The 17,993-nt window shown below is 62.9% G+C and carries 23 protein-coding genes; 10 read left to right on the top strand and 13 right to left on the bottom strand.

Going from position 1 to position 17,993, the window contains the following annotated elements:
- Positions 1-171 precede the first annotated feature (171 nt).
- Entirely contained in the window at positions 172-453 is a 282-nt protein-coding gene (locus CS1GBM3_RS00975; protein ID WP_072390159.1) for a hypothetical protein, read from the top strand.
- Between the two features lie 72 nt (positions 454-525).
- On the opposite strand, the gene CS1GBM3_RS19695 is transcribed toward CS1GBM3_RS00975, so the two are convergent.
- The 3 genes from CS1GBM3_RS19695 to CS1GBM3_RS00965 all read right to left on the bottom strand — a co-directional run bounded on the left by CS1GBM3_RS19695 (position 526) and on the right by CS1GBM3_RS00965 (position 2,237).
- Positions 526-693, bottom strand: coding sequence for a hypothetical protein (locus tag CS1GBM3_RS19695; RefSeq protein ID WP_171946403.1), 168 nt, complete (start codon positions 691-693; stop codon positions 526-528).
- A gap of 117 nt (positions 694-810) precedes the next feature.
- Positions 811-1,653 (bottom strand): transporter, encoded by an 843-nt coding sequence (locus CS1GBM3_RS00970; protein WP_171946402.1) that lies wholly within the window; start codon positions 1,651-1,653, stop codon positions 811-813.
- Between the two features lie 155 nt (positions 1,654-1,808).
- Positions 1,809-2,237, bottom strand: a complete 429-nt coding sequence (locus tag CS1GBM3_RS00965) for an RrF2 family transcriptional regulator (protein ID WP_072390153.1) — start codon at positions 2,235-2,237, stop codon at positions 1,809-1,811.
- A 91-nt stretch (positions 2,238-2,328) separates the two neighbouring features.
- Between CS1GBM3_RS00965 and CS1GBM3_RS00960 the strand changes: the two genes are divergently transcribed.
- Together CS1GBM3_RS00960 and CS1GBM3_RS00955 are read left to right on the top strand one after the other, a co-directional pair.
- Complete coding sequence (locus tag CS1GBM3_RS00960; RefSeq protein ID WP_072390150.1) at positions 2,329-2,799, top strand: group III truncated hemoglobin; 471 nt, start codon at positions 2,329-2,331, stop codon at positions 2,797-2,799.
- A gap of 53 nt (positions 2,800-2,852) precedes the next feature.
- Positions 2,853-3,974: an HPP family protein gene (locus CS1GBM3_RS00955; protein ID WP_072390147.1), complete on the top strand. Its 1,122-nt coding sequence runs from the start codon at positions 2,853-2,855 to the stop codon at positions 3,972-3,974.
- 78 nt (positions 3,975-4,052) lie between these two features.
- Here CS1GBM3_RS00955 and CS1GBM3_RS00950 read toward each other — a convergent pair whose 3' ends face one another.
- Entirely contained in the window at positions 4,053-4,361 is a 309-nt protein-coding gene (locus CS1GBM3_RS00950) for a hypothetical protein (RefSeq protein WP_139247718.1), read from the bottom strand.
- 164 nt (positions 4,362-4,525) lie between these two features.
- A complete protein-coding gene (locus tag CS1GBM3_RS00945) occupies positions 4,526-4,837 on the bottom strand; it encodes a hypothetical protein (protein WP_139247717.1) in 312 nt (103 codons plus the stop codon).
- Positions 4,838-4,972: 135 nt separating this feature from the next.
- Between CS1GBM3_RS00945 and uvrB the strand changes: the two genes are divergently transcribed.
- Together uvrB and CS1GBM3_RS00935 are read left to right on the top strand one after the other, a co-directional pair.
- Positions 4,973-7,963, top strand: a complete 2,991-nt coding sequence (uvrB, locus tag CS1GBM3_RS00940; protein ID WP_072390139.1) for an excinuclease ABC subunit UvrB — start codon at positions 4,973-4,975, stop codon at positions 7,961-7,963.
- A gap of 47 nt (positions 7,964-8,010) precedes the next feature.
- Positions 8,011-8,223 (top strand): hypothetical protein, encoded by a 213-nt coding sequence (locus tag CS1GBM3_RS00935; protein WP_072390136.1) that lies wholly within the window; start codon positions 8,011-8,013, stop codon positions 8,221-8,223.
- Between the two features lie 61 nt (positions 8,224-8,284).
- Here CS1GBM3_RS00935 and CS1GBM3_RS00930 read toward each other — a convergent pair whose 3' ends face one another.
- Complete coding sequence (locus CS1GBM3_RS00930) at positions 8,285-8,536, bottom strand: hypothetical protein (protein ID WP_072390133.1); 252 nt, start codon at positions 8,534-8,536, stop codon at positions 8,285-8,287.
- A 301-nt stretch (positions 8,537-8,837) separates the two neighbouring features.
- On the bottom strand, positions 8,838-9,260 hold the full coding sequence (locus CS1GBM3_RS00925; RefSeq protein WP_072390130.1) for a CBS domain-containing protein: 423 nt from the start codon (positions 9,258-9,260) through the stop codon (positions 8,838-8,840).
- 202 nt (positions 9,261-9,462) lie between these two features.
- Between CS1GBM3_RS00925 and CS1GBM3_RS00920 the strand changes: the two genes are divergently transcribed.
- The gene (locus tag CS1GBM3_RS00920; protein ID WP_072390127.1) at positions 9,463-10,125 is read left to right on the top strand and encodes a DUF502 domain-containing protein; all 663 of its coding nucleotides are present in this window, start codon (positions 9,463-9,465) and stop codon (positions 10,123-10,125) included.
- Here the strand turns inward: CS1GBM3_RS00920 and CS1GBM3_RS00915 are convergent.
- Together CS1GBM3_RS00915 and CS1GBM3_RS00910 are read right to left on the bottom strand one after the other, a co-directional pair.
- The gene (locus CS1GBM3_RS00915; RefSeq protein WP_072390124.1) at positions 10,122-10,514 is read right to left on the bottom strand and encodes a hypothetical protein; all 393 of its coding nucleotides are present in this window, start codon (positions 10,512-10,514) and stop codon (positions 10,122-10,124) included. The genes CS1GBM3_RS00920 and CS1GBM3_RS00915 overlap by 4 nt on opposite strands.
- 18 nt (positions 10,515-10,532) lie before the next feature.
- Positions 10,533-10,916: a hypothetical protein gene (locus CS1GBM3_RS00910; RefSeq protein WP_072390121.1), complete on the bottom strand. Its 384-nt coding sequence runs from the start codon at positions 10,914-10,916 to the stop codon at positions 10,533-10,535.
- Between the two features lie 229 nt (positions 10,917-11,145).
- On the opposite strand from CS1GBM3_RS00910, the gene CS1GBM3_RS00905 reads away from it, so the two are divergent.
- The 4 genes from CS1GBM3_RS00905 (at position 11,146) to CS1GBM3_RS00890 (ending at position 13,955) form a co-directional block, all read left to right on the top strand.
- Positions 11,146-11,439 carry a GYD domain-containing protein gene (locus CS1GBM3_RS00905; RefSeq protein WP_072390118.1) on the top strand — a complete coding sequence of 98 codons (294 nt, stop codon included), beginning with the start codon at positions 11,146-11,148 and terminating at the stop codon, positions 11,437-11,439.
- A gap of 167 nt (positions 11,440-11,606) precedes the next feature.
- Positions 11,607-12,104 carry a GFA family protein gene (locus CS1GBM3_RS00900; protein ID WP_072390115.1) on the top strand — a complete coding sequence of 166 codons (498 nt, stop codon included), beginning with the start codon at positions 11,607-11,609 and terminating at the stop codon, positions 12,102-12,104.
- Between the two features lie 82 nt (positions 12,105-12,186).
- Positions 12,187-13,263, top strand: a complete 1,077-nt coding sequence (locus tag CS1GBM3_RS00895) for a flavodoxin family protein (RefSeq protein ID WP_072390112.1) — start codon at positions 12,187-12,189, stop codon at positions 13,261-13,263.
- Positions 13,264-13,376: 113 nt separating this feature from the next.
- The gene (locus CS1GBM3_RS00890; protein ID WP_072390109.1) at positions 13,377-13,955 is read left to right on the top strand and encodes a type 1 glutamine amidotransferase domain-containing protein; all 579 of its coding nucleotides are present in this window, start codon (positions 13,377-13,379) and stop codon (positions 13,953-13,955) included.
- A gap of 80 nt (positions 13,956-14,035) precedes the next feature.
- Here CS1GBM3_RS00890 and CS1GBM3_RS00885 read toward each other — a convergent pair whose 3' ends face one another.
- From CS1GBM3_RS00885 to CS1GBM3_RS00870, 4 genes are all read right to left on the bottom strand, one after another.
- Positions 14,036-14,917, bottom strand: coding sequence for an aldo/keto reductase (locus CS1GBM3_RS00885; protein WP_072390106.1), 882 nt, complete (start codon positions 14,915-14,917; stop codon positions 14,036-14,038).
- 69 nt (positions 14,918-14,986) lie between these two features.
- Positions 14,987-15,493 carry a nickel-responsive transcriptional regulator NikR gene (nikR, locus tag CS1GBM3_RS00880; protein ID WP_072390104.1) on the bottom strand — a complete coding sequence of 169 codons (507 nt, stop codon included), beginning with the start codon at positions 15,491-15,493 and terminating at the stop codon, positions 14,987-14,989.
- A gap of 8 nt (positions 15,494-15,501) precedes the next feature.
- Positions 15,502-16,884, bottom strand: a complete 1,383-nt coding sequence (gene glnT / locus CS1GBM3_RS00875) for a type III glutamate--ammonia ligase (RefSeq protein ID WP_072390101.1) — start codon at positions 16,882-16,884, stop codon at positions 15,502-15,504.
- Between the two features lie 28 nt (positions 16,885-16,912).
- Positions 16,913-17,677 (bottom strand): creatininase family protein, encoded by a 765-nt coding sequence (locus CS1GBM3_RS00870; protein WP_072390098.1) that lies wholly within the window; start codon positions 17,675-17,677, stop codon positions 16,913-16,915.
- Positions 17,678-17,993 lie beyond the last annotated feature (316 nt).

The following is a 17,993-nucleotide window of genomic DNA, read 5'->3' as shown; positions in this document are numbered from 1 at the left end:
GCATATCCAATTTTCGTCTTTCTTAATAACTCCCTCAATTCAAGAGGCTGCAGATTGACGTTGGTAGCCCGGACATCACCTAAGGAACAGGTAGGGCGGAGCGGCGTTCGGCTGTGCGGGGACGCGGTGCTTACAGAGCTCGCCGGGGTCGCAACCATAAGGAGACGTCGGATGCATAAGACATCTTTCGCCACGCTTACCACGCTTGCCGTACTCGGGCTCTCAATGCCCGCACTTGCAGGCGATCGTGACAAGACGGCCAAAGATTACGCCCCGGGACAGGTCAAGACCGAGGGACAGAATGCGCGCACACATGCGCCCGGACAATTGAAGGACAGCGGCGAAAGCGCCAAGCAATACGCTCCCGGACAGCGCGCCAATGAAGGGGGTGGCGACGGAGCATCGGGCTCGGACAGCATGGGCTCATCCCGTTCAAGCGGAAGCACGCGTTAGCGCATTCACGCACCAAGGCCCCGGAGAGACAATCTTCGGGGCCTCCACCATGAGGCTTCCCGCGACGCATACCTAGAAACGCTGCAGGCCCTTCGTGAGCAGCCACAGCAGCGGAAACGCCGCCGCGAAGGCGGCCCCCCACACGAGATCTATGTTGGCGAGCGTTTCATGCTCGTCGAAAGCTATGAGATTTGCAGCCGAAATCGAGGCCGCGAGGACAATGAAAAGTCGAAACACCACACACCACGCACCGAAGGAAAAATCACCAAAAATGCATAATGCGGACAAATACCATACTTCGCTCGCTACGGGAACGGCCACTGCGCGACAGAGGCAATCGCGCGGTAGGTCGCGCCGCTAATAGCGACGAGACAGACCGACAAACACGTTGAGATCGTCCGCAGCTTCCGTCACACCGACATTGGCACCCGCATCGAGTTGCAGGTTGTTGTTGACTGCGTAGGTGAAGCCGCCGCTCAAAGTAACGATGGTTTCCGCGCCGCTTTCGGCGCTGCGCTCCACAAAGGCCTCGACATAGGCGCCCCACTTCTCTGTCAGATCAAACCCAAGCGCTGCGGAGTTGATGAATGTTGGCTCGTAACCCCGCCCTTCCCCGGCCCTGAGGATGTCGACCTCTGTCATGAGCCCGAGCCCAACACCGCTGCCGAGATCGATCGCGAGCGGAACGATGATGCCGCCCTCCACATCGTCGTTGAGATCGCTGAACGTGTTCGTCGGCAGCTTGACGAAGGGCATGATGGCGAAAGCCGTCTGTCCACCATCATTGCCCCAAACGTTGTGCTTCACGCGAACAGTGAGATCACCGAAGCCAGTCTCCCTATCCGTGACCCCTCCACCGGAGGTTCGAACACGGCCGTAGGCGCCATAGGCGACCTGAAGATCCGTGCTGTTGGTCAAACCGACTTTCAGATTGAACGGCAGCACGTCGAGAGCACGTGTCGTCACCCCGTCCCGGCTGTCGTACGTGTACCCCACGAGATCCGTCTCGATCTGGATCCGGCCCGCGTCCACCGTGTAGGGACTTTCCGTCTTGTCCGGCCGATCCGTCGACATGTCCCGCAGCAAGGCGTCCGGCGTCGGATTCCAAAGCGTGTAACGCTCTTTATCGCCAGCCCCCGCTGCCGATGTCGCCAACCCCAGCACCGCCCCGCTCACCACCGCAAGTCTCACAAACTTCATTCCCACCCGCCCCTTATTGCAAACAATTCGCATTTGCATAATGCACGCGAGCACACAAACCGCAAGCGTTTTTGCAACTCATTCGCAACTAAAATCGGATGTGCGGAAGCTCGGCGTGTCTGACGCTGGGCTGGGGCATCAGAGCCAAACAGGACTCACGTCGCGAGCGCGGCGAGAAGACGTCGGGGCTGGGTTATCAGACTCGCAAGCGTCACGTCATCGAGCACCGCGAGATAAGCATCGAGCGCTTGCACCAGCGAGCGCTTCAAGTGACACGCGGGCGTCAGGCGGCACGCATCGGCGGCACGGAAGCAGGCGACCATATCGAAGTCTTCCTCCGTCGTGCGGATGACGGCGCCGACCGTGATGCTATTGGGATCGCGGGCCAACCGCAGGCCGCCGCCACGCCCGCGCTGAGCCTCGACCCAGCCGTGCCGCGCCAGATTGTTGACGACCTTCATGAGGTGGTTCTGCGAGATGCCGTAGACGCGGGCAATCTCCTCTATGGTCGCGCGATGATCGGGTCGGGCGCCGAGATACATGAGAACGCGAAGGGCATAATCGGTATGAGTGGTTAGTCGCATGCGACACTTGCTTCTGTTTGACTCTGGGATACCACGCTATAAGATGTGAAAAAAATACATCTTATAGCTCAGCTCCGGAGCCTAGCAAACCATGTCCCGCGAACCACATCCCAAATCACCGGGATCGGCGGTCGGCGTCGATGAAGAGATGATCCGCAAGCTCGTGCACGCATTCTACGGCAAAGTACGAGCAGACGCGACGCTGGGCCCTATCTTCGCGACCGCGATTAAGGACTGGGATCACCATCTCGCCACCATGTGCACGTTCTGGTCTTCCGTCACGCTAATGACCGGACGTTACAAGGGGCAACCGATGCAGGCGCATGCCAAAGTAGCCGGCCTGGAGCTCGAGCTTTTCCCTGTCTGGCTCGCGCTTTTCCGCGAAACGGCAGCGGAGGTCTGCCCGCCAAGCACCGCCGCATTGTTCATCGATCGTGCGGAACGGATCGCGGAGTCGCTGAGCCTCGGGATCGTGATGCATCGTGGCGGCAGCATCGTGCCCGAGCTCAGACCGCATGCGGCAGCACAGCTATCGCAATCGTCCTCGCAGAGGACGCCCTAGCGAGCCGCCTCTTGTTGCGGCGCCGCTTCTCCTTGCACTCAATCCAGCCACGCATGCAGAAAAAGACTGGAACGTCCAAGCCAGCAGCGAGCGATCGCCTGAAGAGTCGCTTGTTTGTGCCGATCCTCGCCGGTGCGACGTTGCGAGAGCGGCTGCTCGCCTGCGTCGGTGCCCTGGCCGGCATCCTCCTCACCAGCTTGATCTGCGGCACGCTCTACGGCCAGATCTACCAGCTTCCTCTGATCGTGGCCCCCATCGGGGCTTCAGCCGTCCTGCTGTTCGCGGTACCGGCCAGCCCGCTTGCGCAACCGTGGTCCATTGTCGGAGGCAATACGATTTCCGCTGTTGTCGGCGTTACGGTCGCTCTTTTCATCAACGACCCGATCCTCGCCGCCGGCCTCGCCGTTTCGCTGGCCATCCTCACCATGTCGTTCACGCGATGCCTCCATCCACCGGGAGGCGCTGCGGCCCTGACGGCAGTTGTCGGTGGTCCCGCGATCACGGGATCAGGGTTTCTGTTCCCGTTTGTGCCGGTAGGCTTGAACTCGATTCTCCTGGTTTTGATCGGCATCGCATTTCACACGCTGTCGCGAAGGAACTATCCGCACGCCGTCACGGCGACACCGCTCAATACGCATGGCACTCAGGACCCTCCGGCGCAGGCCCGCGTGGGCTTTCAGCCTGCGGACATCGACGCTGCGTTGGCGCTGCTCGACGAAACCTTCGACATTGATCCAGGCAACCTCGAACGGCTGTTGCGGCAAGTCGAGCTGGAGGCGCTCGTTCGTGCCCACGCGAATATTCTTTGCGGAGAGGTCATGTCGCGCGATGTCGTTTCCGTAAGCGTAGATGACGAGCCGAAGCTCGCGCGTTCGCTCCTGCTCAAACACAATCTAAGGATCCTCCCCGTCGTCGATGACCGAAGGCGTCTTAAGGGCACCGTGGGACTGCGTGAAGTGATGGACGGTGCCGGACGGATCGGGACACTCATGTCGCCAGCTGTGACGGCATCGGAGACCGATCCAGCTCTCGCGCTGGTCCCCGCCCTGACCGATGGCCGGACGCATGCCGTCGTAACCGTTGACGAAAGCCAGCGCGTTCTCGGCCTCATCACCCAGACCGACTTGCTGGCCTTGTTCGCGCATAGAATGGGCAAACCCCACTATGCAGCGTGATCCAGGAGATAGCTGAAGCGCAATAAAGAAGGCGCTCTGAACGGAGCGCCTTCTTCAAATCAAACGCGAAGACCCGCTTCAGCGGCCCGGCGGATAAAGCCAGCTCGGCCCAACCGAGCTGCCGCGCGTCGGCTGAGAGGCCAGCCCGTTGTTTTGGGAGCCCGGTCCGAAGTCAAAACCCTTGTCGCCGATCGACTCGCCGATGGGCGGCAACACCGAGCGAGGATCCATTCCGGAGAAACCGATCTGAGGCGCGGTCTGCTGGGCATTTGCCTGCGGCGTCGTAGGCTGAGACCCTCCCTGCCCTTCGAAGGTGAATGCCAGGGCAGCCTGCGCACCAACCGCCATCGCCACACCGCCAACGGCGGCGAAAATCATTGATCTCATTGCCAATCCATCCAGATCATCTGGCCATTGCTCGTAACATGGACCATGAATCGAGGCATTCAAAGGGCGCCGCTGAACCCGTCCCGTCCCGGCAGCGCCAATTTGCGCGAGTGTTGCCCCAGCGCAACGCTCGTCACCGGCAAGCCGGTTAAGGCCAAGCACGTCTAGCGGCGACCCCGCCCGCCCTCATCCGGGCAATAGTCGCGCGCTGCAGGACTGCCGCTCAGGAACCGACACACCTCGTATTTCGTGTTCGGGTTCGAGCGCACCTCGTTGCCGGAGACCTTTGCGCCATGCTTGCGCGCAATCTGGGCCAGATACTCGTCGTTGCAATATGGTGTCGAGATCCAGTTGCCGCCGGAGAGCTGGAACCCATCCTTGCAGGCTATCTTGGCCGCCGCGGGTGGAGCCGTGGCCGCGGTGGCAGCCAGGGCGAGCCCAAGGGCGGAAAGGGCGACGAAGGCGACTTTCGACATGACGCGACTCCGCAAAATTTGATCGACGGCAGAGACGATCATGGAGGAGGTGGGGCTCACTAAGCATTCGCGCAAGTGAAACAGCGGCGCGCAGGCCCCTTCCCCCGCACCGCGCGGCACGCCATATTCCGCCCCATGGCATCGCCCCCGAAAAAATCAGGGACCTCTAAGGGTCCGCGGCCCTCCCGCGGCCGCTCCGGCAAGCCCACGCCGCCACCCGCGGAAACCGCCGCCGGCGTGCCGGCCCCGCGCGGCTTTTCCGAGGCGCCTCAGGCGCAGTTTGATGCCGAAAGCCGAGCTCCGGGCGACGGCGCAAAGCCAGCGCTGCCCGCTCTGCGTCAGCAAGGCCCGCTCCCACCGCGTGCGGCGGCAGGCGAAAGTCTCGGTGACAGCCTGACCGCGATCCTGACGCGCCCGCACGAGCGATCCGAGAAGGCCAACTCGATCCTGGCCCGCCAGCCGATGATCGCCTCGCACCCGCTCGTCTCAGGCAACATGCCGATGTTCATGCCGCATCGGCCGGAGCGCCCAGAGAAAAGCGAAGGCGGCCGCATCTTCGAGATCGTATCCGAGTATGAGCCCAAAGGCGATCAGCCGACCGCCATCGCAGACCTCGTCGCAGGCGTGAACGAGAACGAGCGCACGCAAGTGCTGCTCGGCGTCACCGGGTCCGGCAAGACCTTCACGATGGCGCAGGTCATCGCAGCCACGCAACGCCCGGCGCTGGTCCTGGCGCCCAACAAAACGCTCGCCGCGCAGCTCTACGGCGAGATGAAGAGCTTCTTTCCGAACAATGCAGTCGAGTACTTCGTCTCCTACTACGACTACTACCAGCCGGAGGCCTACGTCCCGCGCACGGACACCTACATCGAGAAAGAAGCCGACATCAACGAGCAGATCGACCGCATGCGCCACGCTGCGACGCGCGCCCTGCTCGAGCGCGACGACGTGATCATCGTCGCGTCCGTCTCCTGTATCTACGGTATCGGCTCGGTCGAGACCTACACGGCGATGACCTTCGCCGTGAAGCTCGGCGAGCGCCTGTCGCGGGACCAACTCCTGGCCGACCTCGTCGCGCTGCACTACCGGCGCAACGACGCCGCCTTCGTGCGCGGCAACTTCCGCGTGCGCGGCGACACGGTCGAGGTGTTCCCGGCCCACTACGAGGACCGCGCCTGGCGCATCTCTCTGTTCGGCGACGAGGTCGAGAGCATCACCGAGTTCGACCCGCTGACGGGGCAGAAGACCGACGACCTCGCGCTGGTGAAGATCTACGCCAACTCGCACTACGTGACGCCGAAACCGACGCTGCAGCAAGCCATCAAGAACATCAAGGTTGAGCTCAAGCAGCGCCTCAACGAGTTGTACGACACCGGCAAGCTGCTCGAAGCCCAGCGCCTGGAACAGCGCACCGTCTTCGACATGGAGATGATGGAAGCGACCGGCTCCTGCGCCGGCATCGAGAACTATTCGCGCTATCTCACGGGCCGCAATCCGGGCGACCCGCCGCCGACCCTGTTCGAATATCTGCCCGACGACGCGCTGGTGTTCGTCGACGAGAGCCATGTCACCGTACCCCAGATCGGCGGCATGTTCCGCGGCGACTACCGGCGCAAGGCGACGCTTGCCGAGTATGGCTTCCGCCTGCCCTCGTGCATGGACAATCGCCCCCTACGCTTCGAGGAATGGGACGCCATGCGTCCGCAGACCGTGGCCGTCTCGGCAACACCCGGCGGCTGGGAGCTGAACGAGACCGGGGGCACCTTCGCCGAGCAGGTCATCCGCCCCACGGGTCTCATCGATCCGCCGGTCGAGATCCGCCCGGCCAAGTCGCAGGTCGACGACCTGCTCGATGAGGTGCGCCAGGTGGCCAAGCGCGGCTACCGCTCGCTCGTCACCACGCTCACCAAGCGCATGGCCGAGGATCTGACAGAGTACATGCATGAGGCTGGCATCCGCGTGCGCTACATGCACTCGGACATCGAGACGCTGGAGCGCATCGAGATCATCCGCGACCTGCGCCTCGGCGCCTTCGACGTGCTGATCGGCATCAACCTCCTGCGCGAGGGCCTCGACATTCCGGAGTGCGCGCTCGTCGCAATCCTCGATGCGGATAAGGAAGGCTTCCTGCGCTCGGAAACCTCGCTGGTGCAGACCATCGGCCGCGCCGCGCGCAACGTCGACGGTCGCGTCATCCTCTATGCCGACCAGATCACCGGCTCCATGGAACGCGCCATGGCCGAGACCGAGCGCCGCCGCGAAAAGCAAGTGGCCTACAACGAGGCTAACGGCATCACGCCTGAGAGCATCAAGCGCAACATCCAGGACGTTCTGTCGTCGGTCTACGAGCAGGATCACGTCACCGTCGACGCGGGCCTCGCCGACAGCCCGACCGTGGGTCACAACCTCGCGGCCGTGATCGAGGATATGGAGCGGCGCATGAAGGAAGCCGCGGCGGATCTGGAATTCGAGACCGCCGCGCGCCTGCGCGACGAGATCAAGCGCCTGCGCGAAACCGAGCTCGCCATCGCCGACGATCCGCTCGCACGTCAGTCCTCCGTCGAGGAGCAGGCGGGCAGCTTCAAGGGCGAGCGCAAATACGGCGCGAAAGCGAACATGCCGTCAATCGGCAAAGGTCGGGGTTCCCCCCACCCCGGCCCTCCCCACAAGGGGGAGGGAGAAAGCGGTCGCCATGGTCTTGCTCAACAGAGTTCCTCCCCCCCTGTGGGGGAGGATAGGAGGGGGGGAACAACGCCGTCGCGCATCGCGACCGAGTACGAGCCGGTGCAGCCGACCTACGCGCAGTCCGCTTCGAAGCCGTCGCCGCGTGTCCGCAAGCCGTCACTCGACGACATGGGTCCCGGAACCGACCGCGCCATCCCGCGCCGCCCCGATGTTGATCCACGCACGAAGGCCGGCGCATTCGGCGAAGGCGTGCGCGGCCCGCACAAGCCGACACTCGACGAGATGGGCCCGCACGCGTCGCTCGCGGTGAAGAAGTCCTCCGCACCGCTACCGAAGAAGCCGGATCTCACCAAGCCGGCGCGCACGGTCGAAATTCAAACCGAGGCCGAACAGAAAGCGCGCCGCGGCCGTCCACGCAAAACCGGCCGGCCGGGCAAGTAGCCCCCGACGTCACGCAACCACGGCAAACTCGTAAAAGGACACGCTGAATGTCAGAACCGGTGATCGACCGCGAGGCCATGGGGCGCCTCGCCAAAGCGCTCGCCTTCATCTGCAGTCCCGATCACCCGACCACGGTCGCGCTGCGAACGGCGTCCGAGAGCGGATCGGAGAAGGACATCAAGACGGCGCGCGCACTGTTCCTCAAGCTGAAGCCGTCGGACCGGCACGCCGCCTTGTCGATGCTCAATAATAAAGACTAGACTCCGATCGCTTTAATCCGCTCTTCGTGAGCAGCAACGATCAGTCTTCTAAGCGGATCGCTTAGTTGCAGGCCTTGCGCGACGCCTTGCAATAGGTCGTGAAGGTGTCGTCTTTACAGCTCAGAGCGACCTCTCCCGAGGGCTTCAACCCCTTCGCCTCGATGGCGTTCTTGAGCGCGGCATTGGCCATGAACGTGGCCAGATCGCGCGTGATCATGTCGGCCGAGCCGACCACCGTCCGGCACGCCGCATCGGCGTTCCCCGCAAACGCTGCAGCCATGACAACGGCAAGCCCGATGCGCAAACCCTTCATATCCCACCTCCGATTATTTACTTAGGTAGAAGAAAGCTAAGGGCTCTGTTCGCGCCAAGACAATGGCAACCGGCGGCTGTTTGCTGTGGATCGACGCAATTGCGCCCACGAGTCTCCCGGATGCCACGCCCGCCAGCGCGTCCGCGGCCGACATAAGCCGACGCGAACCATCGAGATTCAAAACCGTGGCCGAGCAGCAGAAGCGCCGCAAAGGCCGCCCCCCGCGAGACCGGAGGGGACGGGGCAGTAGCGGCCTCTGCACACCTCGGTCATTCGGCCATAAGGCGTGCCGCATCAGCGCTCAGTGATGATGCGCCGACACGCTCTTGACGTACTCAGCCACAGCCTCGCGCTGCGCCGTGTGCCCGAGATCGCCCAGGCTCAGGATACCGACCATGCGCTTGCTCTTGTTGATCACCGGCAAGCGGCGAACCTTCAGCAATTCCATATGCGCTATGGCCTTGCTGAGATCGTCGTCGTCGCGACAGCAATGGATGCCGGGCGTCATCACGTCGCGCGCCGTCGACAGTCCGGGATCAAAGCCGTCCTTCGCGAGACCGTTGCAGACGATGTCGCGGTCCGTCACCATTCCGATCAGCTTGTCGTTCTCGCCGATCGGAACGGCGCCGATGTCGTTGCCGCGCATCAACTTCGCAATTTCAGTGATCGGCGTATCTGCGCCAACCCACTCGACGCCCTTATGCATTACATCTTTGACTTTCATGGCGAACCTCCCTTGTTTGAGTGGACGTAACCATGAGCTTCTGGCCATCCAAGCGGCCACTCTCTTCATGTATGGCGGCAAGGCGATTTTTCGAGTTGCCCCGCCCAAGAACCCCGGCAAAAGACCTTGACGGCACCCAGACTGTTGCAGACGCTGCATGGTCCCTGGTCGCACGAATCGTCTGCTGGTTGATGGAGCAAGCATGGGCAAAATCGGACGCGTCTTCCTGACGGGCCTTCTCGCCGCCCTGCCGCTTTTTCTCACGATTTTCGTCACGGGTTGGCTGCTGTCGCTGATCAACCAATACCTGGGGCCGAGCAGCGCCTTCGGTCGCTTCCTCATCTCGCTGGGCTTCGGCGCCAGCGCGTCCGAGCTCACACCCTACCTGATCGGCCTCGCCGCCATCATCGCCGCCATCTACGCCTTGGGCCTTCTGGTCCACTCCCGCCTTGGCACGTGGATAGCCGAGCTGTTCGACAGGCTGATCCGCCGTATTCCGCTGATCTCAAGCGTCTATGACCTCTCGAGCCGCTTCGTCTCCATCGTCGACGCCGGCAATGGCGACAGCATCAAGAGCATGAATCCGGCCTGGTGCTATTTCGGCGGTAAGCCGAGCGCCGCCGTTCTCGCCCTCCTCCCCTCGAAAACGCCGGTCCGCCTGGGCGACCAGGACTACGTCGCCGTCCTGGTTCCGTCCGCCCCGGTACCGGTCGGCGGCGCGCTGATTTACGTTCCCGCCGCGTGGGTCGAGCCCGCCGACCTCGGCATCGACGACCTGATGAGCGTCTACGTCTCGATGGGCATCACGCCGCCGGCCTCGGGCGTCGGCAAAGCGGTGACGAAAACCTCACCGCGCTCGGCTTAAGGGCTCCGACGTCCCACGAGCCAAACGATCAGCAAAAGAACGGTATACCCAGCCGCGAGCCACAGCGACGTCACGATGAGCAACAGTGGCGCCAGGGGCTCGTCGTCCCTCGCGAGTATCACACCCGCGAACGACACCGCATAGATCGCCGCGCCAACTGCCAGCCCGTATGCAAGAAGCCGGGTGGCTCTCGCGCCGCGCGCCAGCACCTTGCCGATCAAGGCCGCCAGAATGGGCGGGATCGCCGTGGCGGAAAATGCGAAGAAATCGGTGTTCGGCAGTTCGGACAGCGCCGTGAAATTGGCCACGCGCGTCACGTAGTAGACCGCGGCCCCGACCAATCCGACGTGGACGAGAATCCCGATCGTTACAATGCGTCGAACATCCATGGAAATGCTCGTTCCGGTTCAACGCCCGCGCCGGCCGATGAGCCAGACGCCGAGCACGATCACCAACAACCCGACCGCCGTTCCCAGAGACACAAAGACATGCCCCAGCGGGGCCAACGGCTCGTCGCTCGAGACCATCGCAAAAAACGAGATGACGTACACGGCAAGCGCAAGAAGAAGACCCACGGCGAGCAGCCGGCCGGCAGCGTCGTTGCGCGCAACCCGCGCGCCGCCCCAAGCCGCCAGAACGGGTGGCAACCCGAGCGCAACCAACCCGAGGTCCGGATGAGGCATCTCGGAAACGGGAGTGTAGTTGAAGATTTGGGTCACATAGTAAACCGTGGCGATCACGAACGCGACGTTCGCCAGCGCGGCAATTTTTGCGGTGCGAACGGAAAGCACGGGTGTCCCCTTTCATCTCTGCTCCTATTCGGACCCGGCAGATTAGGGCCGCGTCAGCGCCCGGCTGTATCCCGTGGAACACTTCAAGGACGGAAAGGGGCTCTCGTTCCCGCCCGTTTCCTCCATCCCCCAAAAGCAACGCTGATACTCGGGCGATGTCCACACCGGCCCGGAGTTGCGGTACTCTCGGGACGCGACGGGGCGGAGCCGACAGCCCAGGAGGCTTCCCATGGCAAGCTATATCGTCCTCGCAAGTTTCACGGACAAAGGCGCCCACGACGTCAAGGATACCGTCGGCCGCTCGGACAAGTTCAAGGAGATGGCCAAGAAAGCCGGAGTAACCGTGAAGGACATGTACTGGACCCTCGGTCCGACCGACGTGATCGCGATCTGCGAGGCCCCAGACGACGAAACGGCAACGAGACTGTCCATGAGCGTTGCCTCGCGCGGCTACGTGCGCACGCAAACCCTCCGCGCCTTCAACGCTGCCGAGGTGGGCCGTATCCTGGACGGTCTCGTGTGAATGAAGTGGTCAGGCCAGCAAGGCACACTGTCTGGCAATAAGGAACGCCGTAGTCCAACGGACCGCAGGTTCAGGAGGGCCTTGGCTGCGAAAGTAAGGCGCCGTGCGTCAGGCAACCTGACCTGCCTCAAGTTCGTTAGGCATGACGACACAAGGAGGTCGTCGTCATGCCCATCGCCCTTGCCGGCTCCTGCCGGTGCGGCGCCGTGCGCTTCACCTGCGACAGCCACACGCCGGTCCCCTACCAACGCTGCTACTGCTCGATCTGCCGCAAGACGGCGGGCGGCGGCGGATATGCCATCAACCTTGGCGCCGACGCGCGCACGCTGAACGTCGAGGATCCCGACAACGCAATCCGCATATTCCGCGCCGAGATCCGCCAGGAGGATGGCACCTGCGAGCTCTCAACGGCGGAGCGCAACTTCTGCTCCCGCTGCGCCACCGCGCTCTGGCTCTTCTCACCCGAATGGCCGGAGTTGATCCACCCGTTTGCGTCCGCCATCGACAGCCCACTCCCAAGGCCGCCGTCGTCGGTTCACTCAATGTTGCGCTTCAAGCCGGATTGGATCGAGCCCGATATCCGCGACGGCCATCTGACCTTCGATCTCTATCCCGAGCAATCGCTCGAGGAGTGGCATCGCGAAAAGGACCTCTGGGTGGACTGACGCAACGGAACGAACGGCGCGCGAAAAGAGTTGCGCACAAATCAGAATAGCGGCCGGGAGGGGGCGGCAATGGAGCCTACCCATGTCAGACGCCGAGCCCCGCAAGGGTATGCCGGCCGTGGACCTCGACCACGACACCTTCCGCAAGCGCTTCCTCTCACACTTCTATGATCCAGCCTTCGGCCCGCTCGCACCCGAGATCGATCGCGCAACCGAGATCGCTTGGCAGGCCTACAAGGAAAGCCGCAAAGCGCCACGCACGCGCAAGGCCGGACCCGGCTTCACCGATCCTGATTACGATCTTTCCGTCGAATGGATCGCGGCGCGCGACGCTATCGAAGCCGCCGCCAGAATGCACGCCGATCCCGAGGCTCCATCACGCGTGCTTCTGATCAACGGCTCACCACGCAGCGAGCACACCTGCCCCGGCGAGATGTCGAAATCCTATCGGTTGATGGAAACGGCTCTTACCATTTTCCGGCAGACTCCCGGCTTCATATGCGATGTCCTCGATCTCTCCCACACGACGGCGGAATACGGCCGTCACATCCACCCGTGCAAAGCCTGCTTCTCGACGTCGCCGGCGCTCTGCCACTGGCCCTGCTCGTGCTATCCGAACCACGCGCTCGACCAGGTCAACGACTGGATGAACGAGATCTATCCGATGTGGGTCGCCGCGCACGGCATCCTGATCGTGACGCCCTGTCACTGGTACCACGCGCCGACCGCGCTCAAGGCGATGATGGACCGCCTCGTCTGCGCTGACGGCGGCAACCCCGATCCGACAACGACCCACGGCAAGAACGCCGCCAAAGCAAAACAGCTCGAACTCGACGGATGGTCCTACCCACGCCACTTGGCCGGGCGCGTCTTCGCCATAGTCGCACATGGAGATTCAGCCGGCGTTGAAAGTTTGCGCCGCGCGCTGACCGACTGGCTTTCGGACATGCAGCTCGTGCCGGCCGGAGATGCGGCACTCCTCGATCGCTTCATCGGCTACTACCGCCCGTACGCCACGAGCCACACCGACTTGGATGCCGACACCGCCACGTTCGAGGAAGTCCAGAACGCTGCCCTGACGCTCATCGAGGCGGTCCGGCGCATGCGCGCGGGCGTAACAGAGGCGGGCTCTGCGCTGCCGGACCCGCGTCCAAAATAGAACGCCGAAAAATAGCGGTTGAAACAAGTCCTTACACGCTACCGCGGGCACGGAACCCCTACTCGCGCCACCCGTTGTCCTAGGTCCCCAAGAGTAATGACAAGGAGGCCCTGATGCCGAAAATATCGAAAGCGAAGATCTTGATCCTCGCCACCGACGGCTTCGAGCAGTCCGAGCTGGAGGTCCCGCGCGAAAAGCTGAAAGCAGCCGGCGCGCTGGTCCATGTCACGGCGCCGAAGGAGCGCAAGGACAAGAACGAAATCCGGGGCTGGAAAAATAAGGACTGGGGCACCGGCGTGCCGATTGATCGCGAGCTGGCCGATGCCTCCGAGAGCTTCTACGACGCGCTCGTGCTCCCCGGCGGCCAGATGAACCCGGACAGTCTGCGCGGCAATGCCGAAGCCATGCAGCTGATCAAAGCGTTCGTTGAATCAGGAAAACCGGTCGCCGCCATCTGCCATGCGCCGTGGCTGTTGATCGAAGCCAACGCCGTGCGCGGCCGCAAAATGACATCGTACACCACGATCAAGACCGACATGACCAACGCTGGCGCGGATTGGCGTGACGAGCCCGTCGTAACCGACCAAGGCATCGTCACGAGCCGTAACCCCGGCGACCTCGACGCTTTCGTCGCCAAGATCATCGAGGAGGTCGAGGAAGGCAAGCACGACCGCGCTGCCCTCGCCGCCTAGCGCTCCCGGCCGGCGCTGCTTCTGCGGCGCCGGCCAATATCACGAACTGTCACGCCATCTCCCGCGCGTAGCAGCCTGGACTAAGCGTTCTCATTGGCCGCCAATCGCGACAGCGCGGTGAGCTCCTCGAAATCGGCGTCGCTCAACTTGATGTCCGCCGCAGCAACGTTCTGCTCGAGATGCTTGACCTTGCCCGTGCCCGGGATCGGCAGCATCACGGGGCTGCGGCGGAGAAGCCATACGAGTGCGATCTGGCTCGGCGACGCGCCATGCCGCTTGGCGATGCTGTCCAGCACAGAGCCCGGCTTGGCGAGCGAGCCGGCGGCAAGCGGAAACCAAGGAATGAAGCCGATCCCCTGCGCCTCACAATAGTCGAGCACGTCCTCGCTTTTGCGGTTGGCGAGATTGTATTCGTTCTGCACGGTCACGACCGTGAACACCTTCTGCGCCGCTTTGATGTCCGCGACGCTGACCTCGCTGAGACCGATGTGGCGGATCAGTCCTTCCTTCTGCATCGCCGCGATGACCTCGAACTGATCGGCCTGGGGCACCTTGGGATCGATACGATGCAGCTGCCACAGATCGATGCGCTCGACGCCGAGACGCTTCAGGCTGCTGGTCACCTGCTGACGCAGATACTCAGGCCGTCCATTCGGCACCCACTGGCTCGGGCCCGGCCGCGTCAGGCCGCCCTTCGTGGCAATGACCAGACCCTTGTACGGATGCAGCACCTCATTGATCAGCCGCTCGCTGACCTCCGGCCCATAGCTGTCCGCAGTATCGATGAAGTTGATGCCAAGCTCCGGCAGGCGCGCGAGCGTGCGCTTCGCCTCGGCCGGATCGGCAGGCTCGCCCCAGATACCGTCGCCTGTGACGCGCATGGCGCCAAAGCCCAAGCGATAGACAGGCAGATCGCCGCCTATCGAAAATTGTCCGGAAGACTGTGCAGAAAGCGTGCTCATGGCTCGTAACCCCATGTTGATGGCCCCGGCTGGCCATGTAGGGGCGCCGTCCACACAGCGCAACTCGGCCTAGACCGATTTCCGGTCCCGCTTTGTCGCATGTTTCCGCTTTGTCCGCTCTTTCGGCAAGGGATGCAGTTGCGGAATGATGGCCGCAATAAGCTCCATGCGCCCGGAGATGACACCGCGGAGTGTGATCATCTCATCGGCGATGCGCTGCAGATCCGCCGGCGGCCCCTGCACAAGGATGACCTCGAGGGTTTGGTTTCCCATCAGATGCACGTGCAGGGAGCTGATCACCTCGTCGATGTTCTCGGCTTGCAGATCCGCAAGCTTCTTCTGCAGTCCCGTAACCGAATTGTCGTAGAACAGCGTGATCGTACCGACCGTGACATCATGCCCGTACTCGCGCTGATGCTCGAGCAGCGATTGATGCAACATGTCGCTGATCGCCTGCGAGCGGCTGGCGAAACCGCGCGCCTCGACCATGCTGTCGAGCGCCACCAGCAGGTGTTCCGGCAGCGACACGCTCATGCGCGCGACAAGATTGCCGGAGGTGCCGTCTCCGCGCGCCATGATGCCTCCTAGAACAAATGACTGTAGCGCTCGATCTCCCATGGGCTGATCGAGAGATGGTAGCTCTCCCACTCCGCCGCCTTGTAGCGGATGAACTCGTCGCGAAGCGCGCGCCCCAGAGTCTCCTCGACGAACGGATCGTCGGCGAACGCGGCTATCGCTTCGTGCAGGTTCTGCGGCAGGAAATCGATACCGCGACCCCGGCGCGCCGCTTCCGAAAGCTCATACAGGTTGTCCTCGTTCGGATAGCCGGGGTCGATCTTGTCGCGGATGCCCTCAAGGCCTGCCGCGAGTGCCAGCGTGGCCGCCAGATACGGATTGACCGAGCCGTCGGCGTTGCGGGACTCGCAGCGTCCGCCGCCCATCGGCACGCGCACCGAATTGGTGCGGTTGTTGGATCCATAAGAGTTGAACACCGGCGCCCAGCTGAACGTGCCCATCGCGCCCTGCCGAACCAGCCGCTTGTAGCTGTTAACCGTCGGCGCGAACGCCGCGCACAGCGCCCGCCCGTGCCGCAGGATGCCGCCGATGAAATGATATCCGGTCTCCGTCAGGCCAAGCCCTCGTGGATCTTCGGAAGGTTTGCAGGCGAATACGTTGCGTCCCGTTTCGAGGTCGCGCAGTGACATGTTGAAATGCGCGCCATTTCCCGTGCGGTTCGAAAATGGCTTCGGCATCATCGTCGCAATCAATCCCTCCTCCTTGGCATAGTGCTTGGCCATGAAGCGGAAGAAGGTCAGCCTATCGCAAGTCGTCAGAGCATCGGCAAAGGTGAAGTCGAACTCGAACTGCCCGTTGGCGTCCTCGTGATCGAACGAGTAGAGGTCCCAGCCGAGACCGTTGATGGCACTCGCCATCTTGTCGAGCCACGGGAACGCATTCACGAAGCCCTGAACGTCGTAGCAGGGCTTTCCGAGCTTATCATCGGGGTCGGGGATCGAGAGCGTGCCATCCACATTCTTGCGCAAGAGGAAGATCTCGCACTCGATGCCGAGGTTGAACCCGAACCCCATCTCCGCCGCCTTGGCGAGTTGCGCCTTGAGCGCCACGCGCGTGCTGAGTGGATAGGGCTTGTCGTGAAAACGGAGATCCGCGGGCATCCAGGCGAGCTTCGGCTCCCACGGAAGCTGGATGACGTGGCCGAGATCCGGCACCGAGGCGAACTCATCCTCATGCGGCTCCTGCCCGAGCCCATCGAGTGCATAGCCGGTGTAAAGCTCCGACCCGCCCGCCATGTGCGCCAGATGCTCGAGCGGCACCACCTTGCCCTTTTGCGCACCGTGGATATCGACGTAAGCACCGATGCAGTACCGGACACCCTGCGCTTTGAGCCGCCGGTAGGTTTCGTCAATCCGCGCCGTCTCGCCGGCGTCGAGCACGATATCGCCCATGGGCAATGTCCCTCCCTGAAAATCCCGATCAGTCCGTCGCCTTGTCGAAGTACGAGGCATCGAGCGGCGGCGTCTCCTTGATTCCGCGCAGCACGATCTCGGACAGATCCTCCACCATCCACGCGAACAGCTCCTCGCCCTGTGCCCGCGTGGCACGGCTTGGAAATCCAGTGACGCCGTTCCGGCTGGTCCGATTGACGGGATGCGCGAAAACGAGCCCTTGCGTGCGGTCGGGATCGTCGGCGGACGCGATCAACGCCTCGCGTACGATCTCGGGCGCGACAGCGAGCATCAGCGCCGTCTCAGCGGCGTTCGCGTGCCAATCCTCGCCGTCAGCGAAATGGGCAGCCCGCACGCGCGCGCTGATCAGCGCCGAATTGATGACGGCCACCATGAGGTCGTCGTGCTCGGCACGCAGCATCTCGAGCGCCGCGCGCAGCGGCGCCGCGTTGGTCACATGCGTGTTGACAATGAACAGCCGCCTGACGCCGCTGTGATACGCCCAGTCGCCGATCTCTTTCACCAGATGGATCAGCGTTGTCGGCTGAAGCGCGATCGTGCCAGGCCAGCGCCGGCTATGGCCCAACGAGCAGCCATAAGGCATCGCCGGCAGCATCGGAACACGCGTACGCCGCGCAACCTCCGCACACAGCCGATCGGCGAGCACCCAATCCATCCCGCACCCGAGATGCGGGCCGTGCTGCTCGGTCGCGCCGACGGGAAGAATGGCAGCACCCTCTACCGCCGAGAGGATCTCGGGAAGCTCAGACCAAGCACGCTCAGACCACAGCATGGGCACCCAATATTACGAATATCAAACTTCGTAATACTAAAGAGCAAGCGCCGTGCCATGTCAAAGGCCGGAAATATTAGGGAAATCGCGCGAGACCGGCAGTCCGATGTGCCCAAAGCGTGAGCGACTGGCCTCGAAACCGATCAGCCTGTAGTCGGAACGCGGCGACATTCGTGCATCGGCACGATGACCACGCTCTTGCGTATGCGAGCCGCGTCAGACCTTGCGATCGAACCACTTGCTCTCGAAATCGTGCACACCAAAATGAAACCGTAACCGTCTTCGCGGACTTCACCCATAATGTCCGAGAGCGGCT

This window comes from Hyphomicrobium sp. CS1GBMeth3 (assembly GCF_900117455.1).
GTDB lineage: Bacteria > Pseudomonadota > Alphaproteobacteria > Rhizobiales > Hyphomicrobiaceae > Hyphomicrobium_C.
This window is presented reverse-complemented; position numbering and strand designations above follow the sequence as displayed.

Excerpts from the sequence above, each read along its gene's own strand:
- CS1GBM3_RS00975 (WP_072390159.1), top strand. The coding sequence starts at position 172 with ATGCATAAGACATCTTTCGCCACGCTTACCACGCTTGCCGTACTCGGG.
- CS1GBM3_RS00970 (WP_171946402.1), bottom strand. The coding sequence starts at position 1,653 with ATGAAGTTTGTGAGACTTGCGGTGGTGAGCGGGGCGGTGCTGGGGTTG.
- CS1GBM3_RS00965 (WP_072390153.1), bottom strand. The coding sequence starts at position 2,237 with ATGCGACTAACCACTCATACCGATTATGCCCTTCGCGTTCTCATGTAT.
- CS1GBM3_RS00960 (WP_072390150.1), top strand. The coding sequence starts at position 2,329 with ATGTCCCGCGAACCACATCCCAAATCACCGGGATCGGCGGTCGGCGTC.
- CS1GBM3_RS00955 (WP_072390147.1), top strand. The coding sequence starts at position 2,853 with ATGCAGAAAAAGACTGGAACGTCCAAGCCAGCAGCGAGCGATCGCCTG.
- CS1GBM3_RS00950 (WP_139247718.1), bottom strand. The coding sequence starts at position 4,361 with ATGAGATCAATGATTTTCGCCGCCGTTGGCGGTGTGGCGATGGCGGTT.
- CS1GBM3_RS00945 (WP_139247717.1), bottom strand. The coding sequence starts at position 4,837 with ATGTCGAAAGTCGCCTTCGTCGCCCTTTCCGCCCTTGGGCTCGCCCTG.
- uvrB (WP_072390139.1), top strand. The coding sequence starts at position 4,973 with ATGGCATCGCCCCCGAAAAAATCAGGGACCTCTAAGGGTCCGCGGCCC.
- CS1GBM3_RS00935 (WP_072390136.1), top strand. The coding sequence starts at position 8,011 with ATGTCAGAACCGGTGATCGACCGCGAGGCCATGGGGCGCCTCGCCAAA.
- CS1GBM3_RS00930 (WP_072390133.1), bottom strand. The coding sequence starts at position 8,536 with ATGAAGGGTTTGCGCATCGGGCTTGCCGTTGTCATGGCTGCAGCGTTT.
- CS1GBM3_RS00925 (WP_072390130.1), bottom strand. The coding sequence starts at position 9,260 with ATGAAAGTCAAAGATGTAATGCATAAGGGCGTCGAGTGGGTTGGCGCA.
- CS1GBM3_RS00920 (WP_072390127.1), top strand. The coding sequence starts at position 9,463 with ATGGGCAAAATCGGACGCGTCTTCCTGACGGGCCTTCTCGCCGCCCTG.
- CS1GBM3_RS00915 (WP_072390124.1), bottom strand. The coding sequence starts at position 10,514 with ATGGATGTTCGACGCATTGTAACGATCGGGATTCTCGTCCACGTCGGA.
- CS1GBM3_RS00905 (WP_072390118.1), top strand. The coding sequence starts at position 11,146 with ATGGCAAGCTATATCGTCCTCGCAAGTTTCACGGACAAAGGCGCCCAC.
- CS1GBM3_RS00900 (WP_072390115.1), top strand. The coding sequence starts at position 11,607 with ATGCCCATCGCCCTTGCCGGCTCCTGCCGGTGCGGCGCCGTGCGCTTC.
- CS1GBM3_RS00895 (WP_072390112.1), top strand. The coding sequence starts at position 12,187 with ATGTCAGACGCCGAGCCCCGCAAGGGTATGCCGGCCGTGGACCTCGAC.
- CS1GBM3_RS00890 (WP_072390109.1), top strand. The coding sequence starts at position 13,377 with ATGCCGAAAATATCGAAAGCGAAGATCTTGATCCTCGCCACCGACGGC.
- CS1GBM3_RS00885 (WP_072390106.1), bottom strand. The coding sequence starts at position 14,917 with ATGAGCACGCTTTCTGCACAGTCTTCCGGACAATTTTCGATAGGCGGC.
- nikR (WP_072390104.1), bottom strand. The coding sequence starts at position 15,493 with ATGGCGCGCGGAGACGGCACCTCCGGCAATCTTGTCGCGCGCATGAGC.
- glnT (WP_072390101.1), bottom strand. The coding sequence starts at position 16,884 with ATGGGCGATATCGTGCTCGACGCCGGCGAGACGGCGCGGATTGACGAA.
- CS1GBM3_RS00870 (WP_072390098.1), bottom strand. The coding sequence starts at position 17,677 with ATGCTGTGGTCTGAGCGTGCTTGGTCTGAGCTTCCCGAGATCCTCTCG.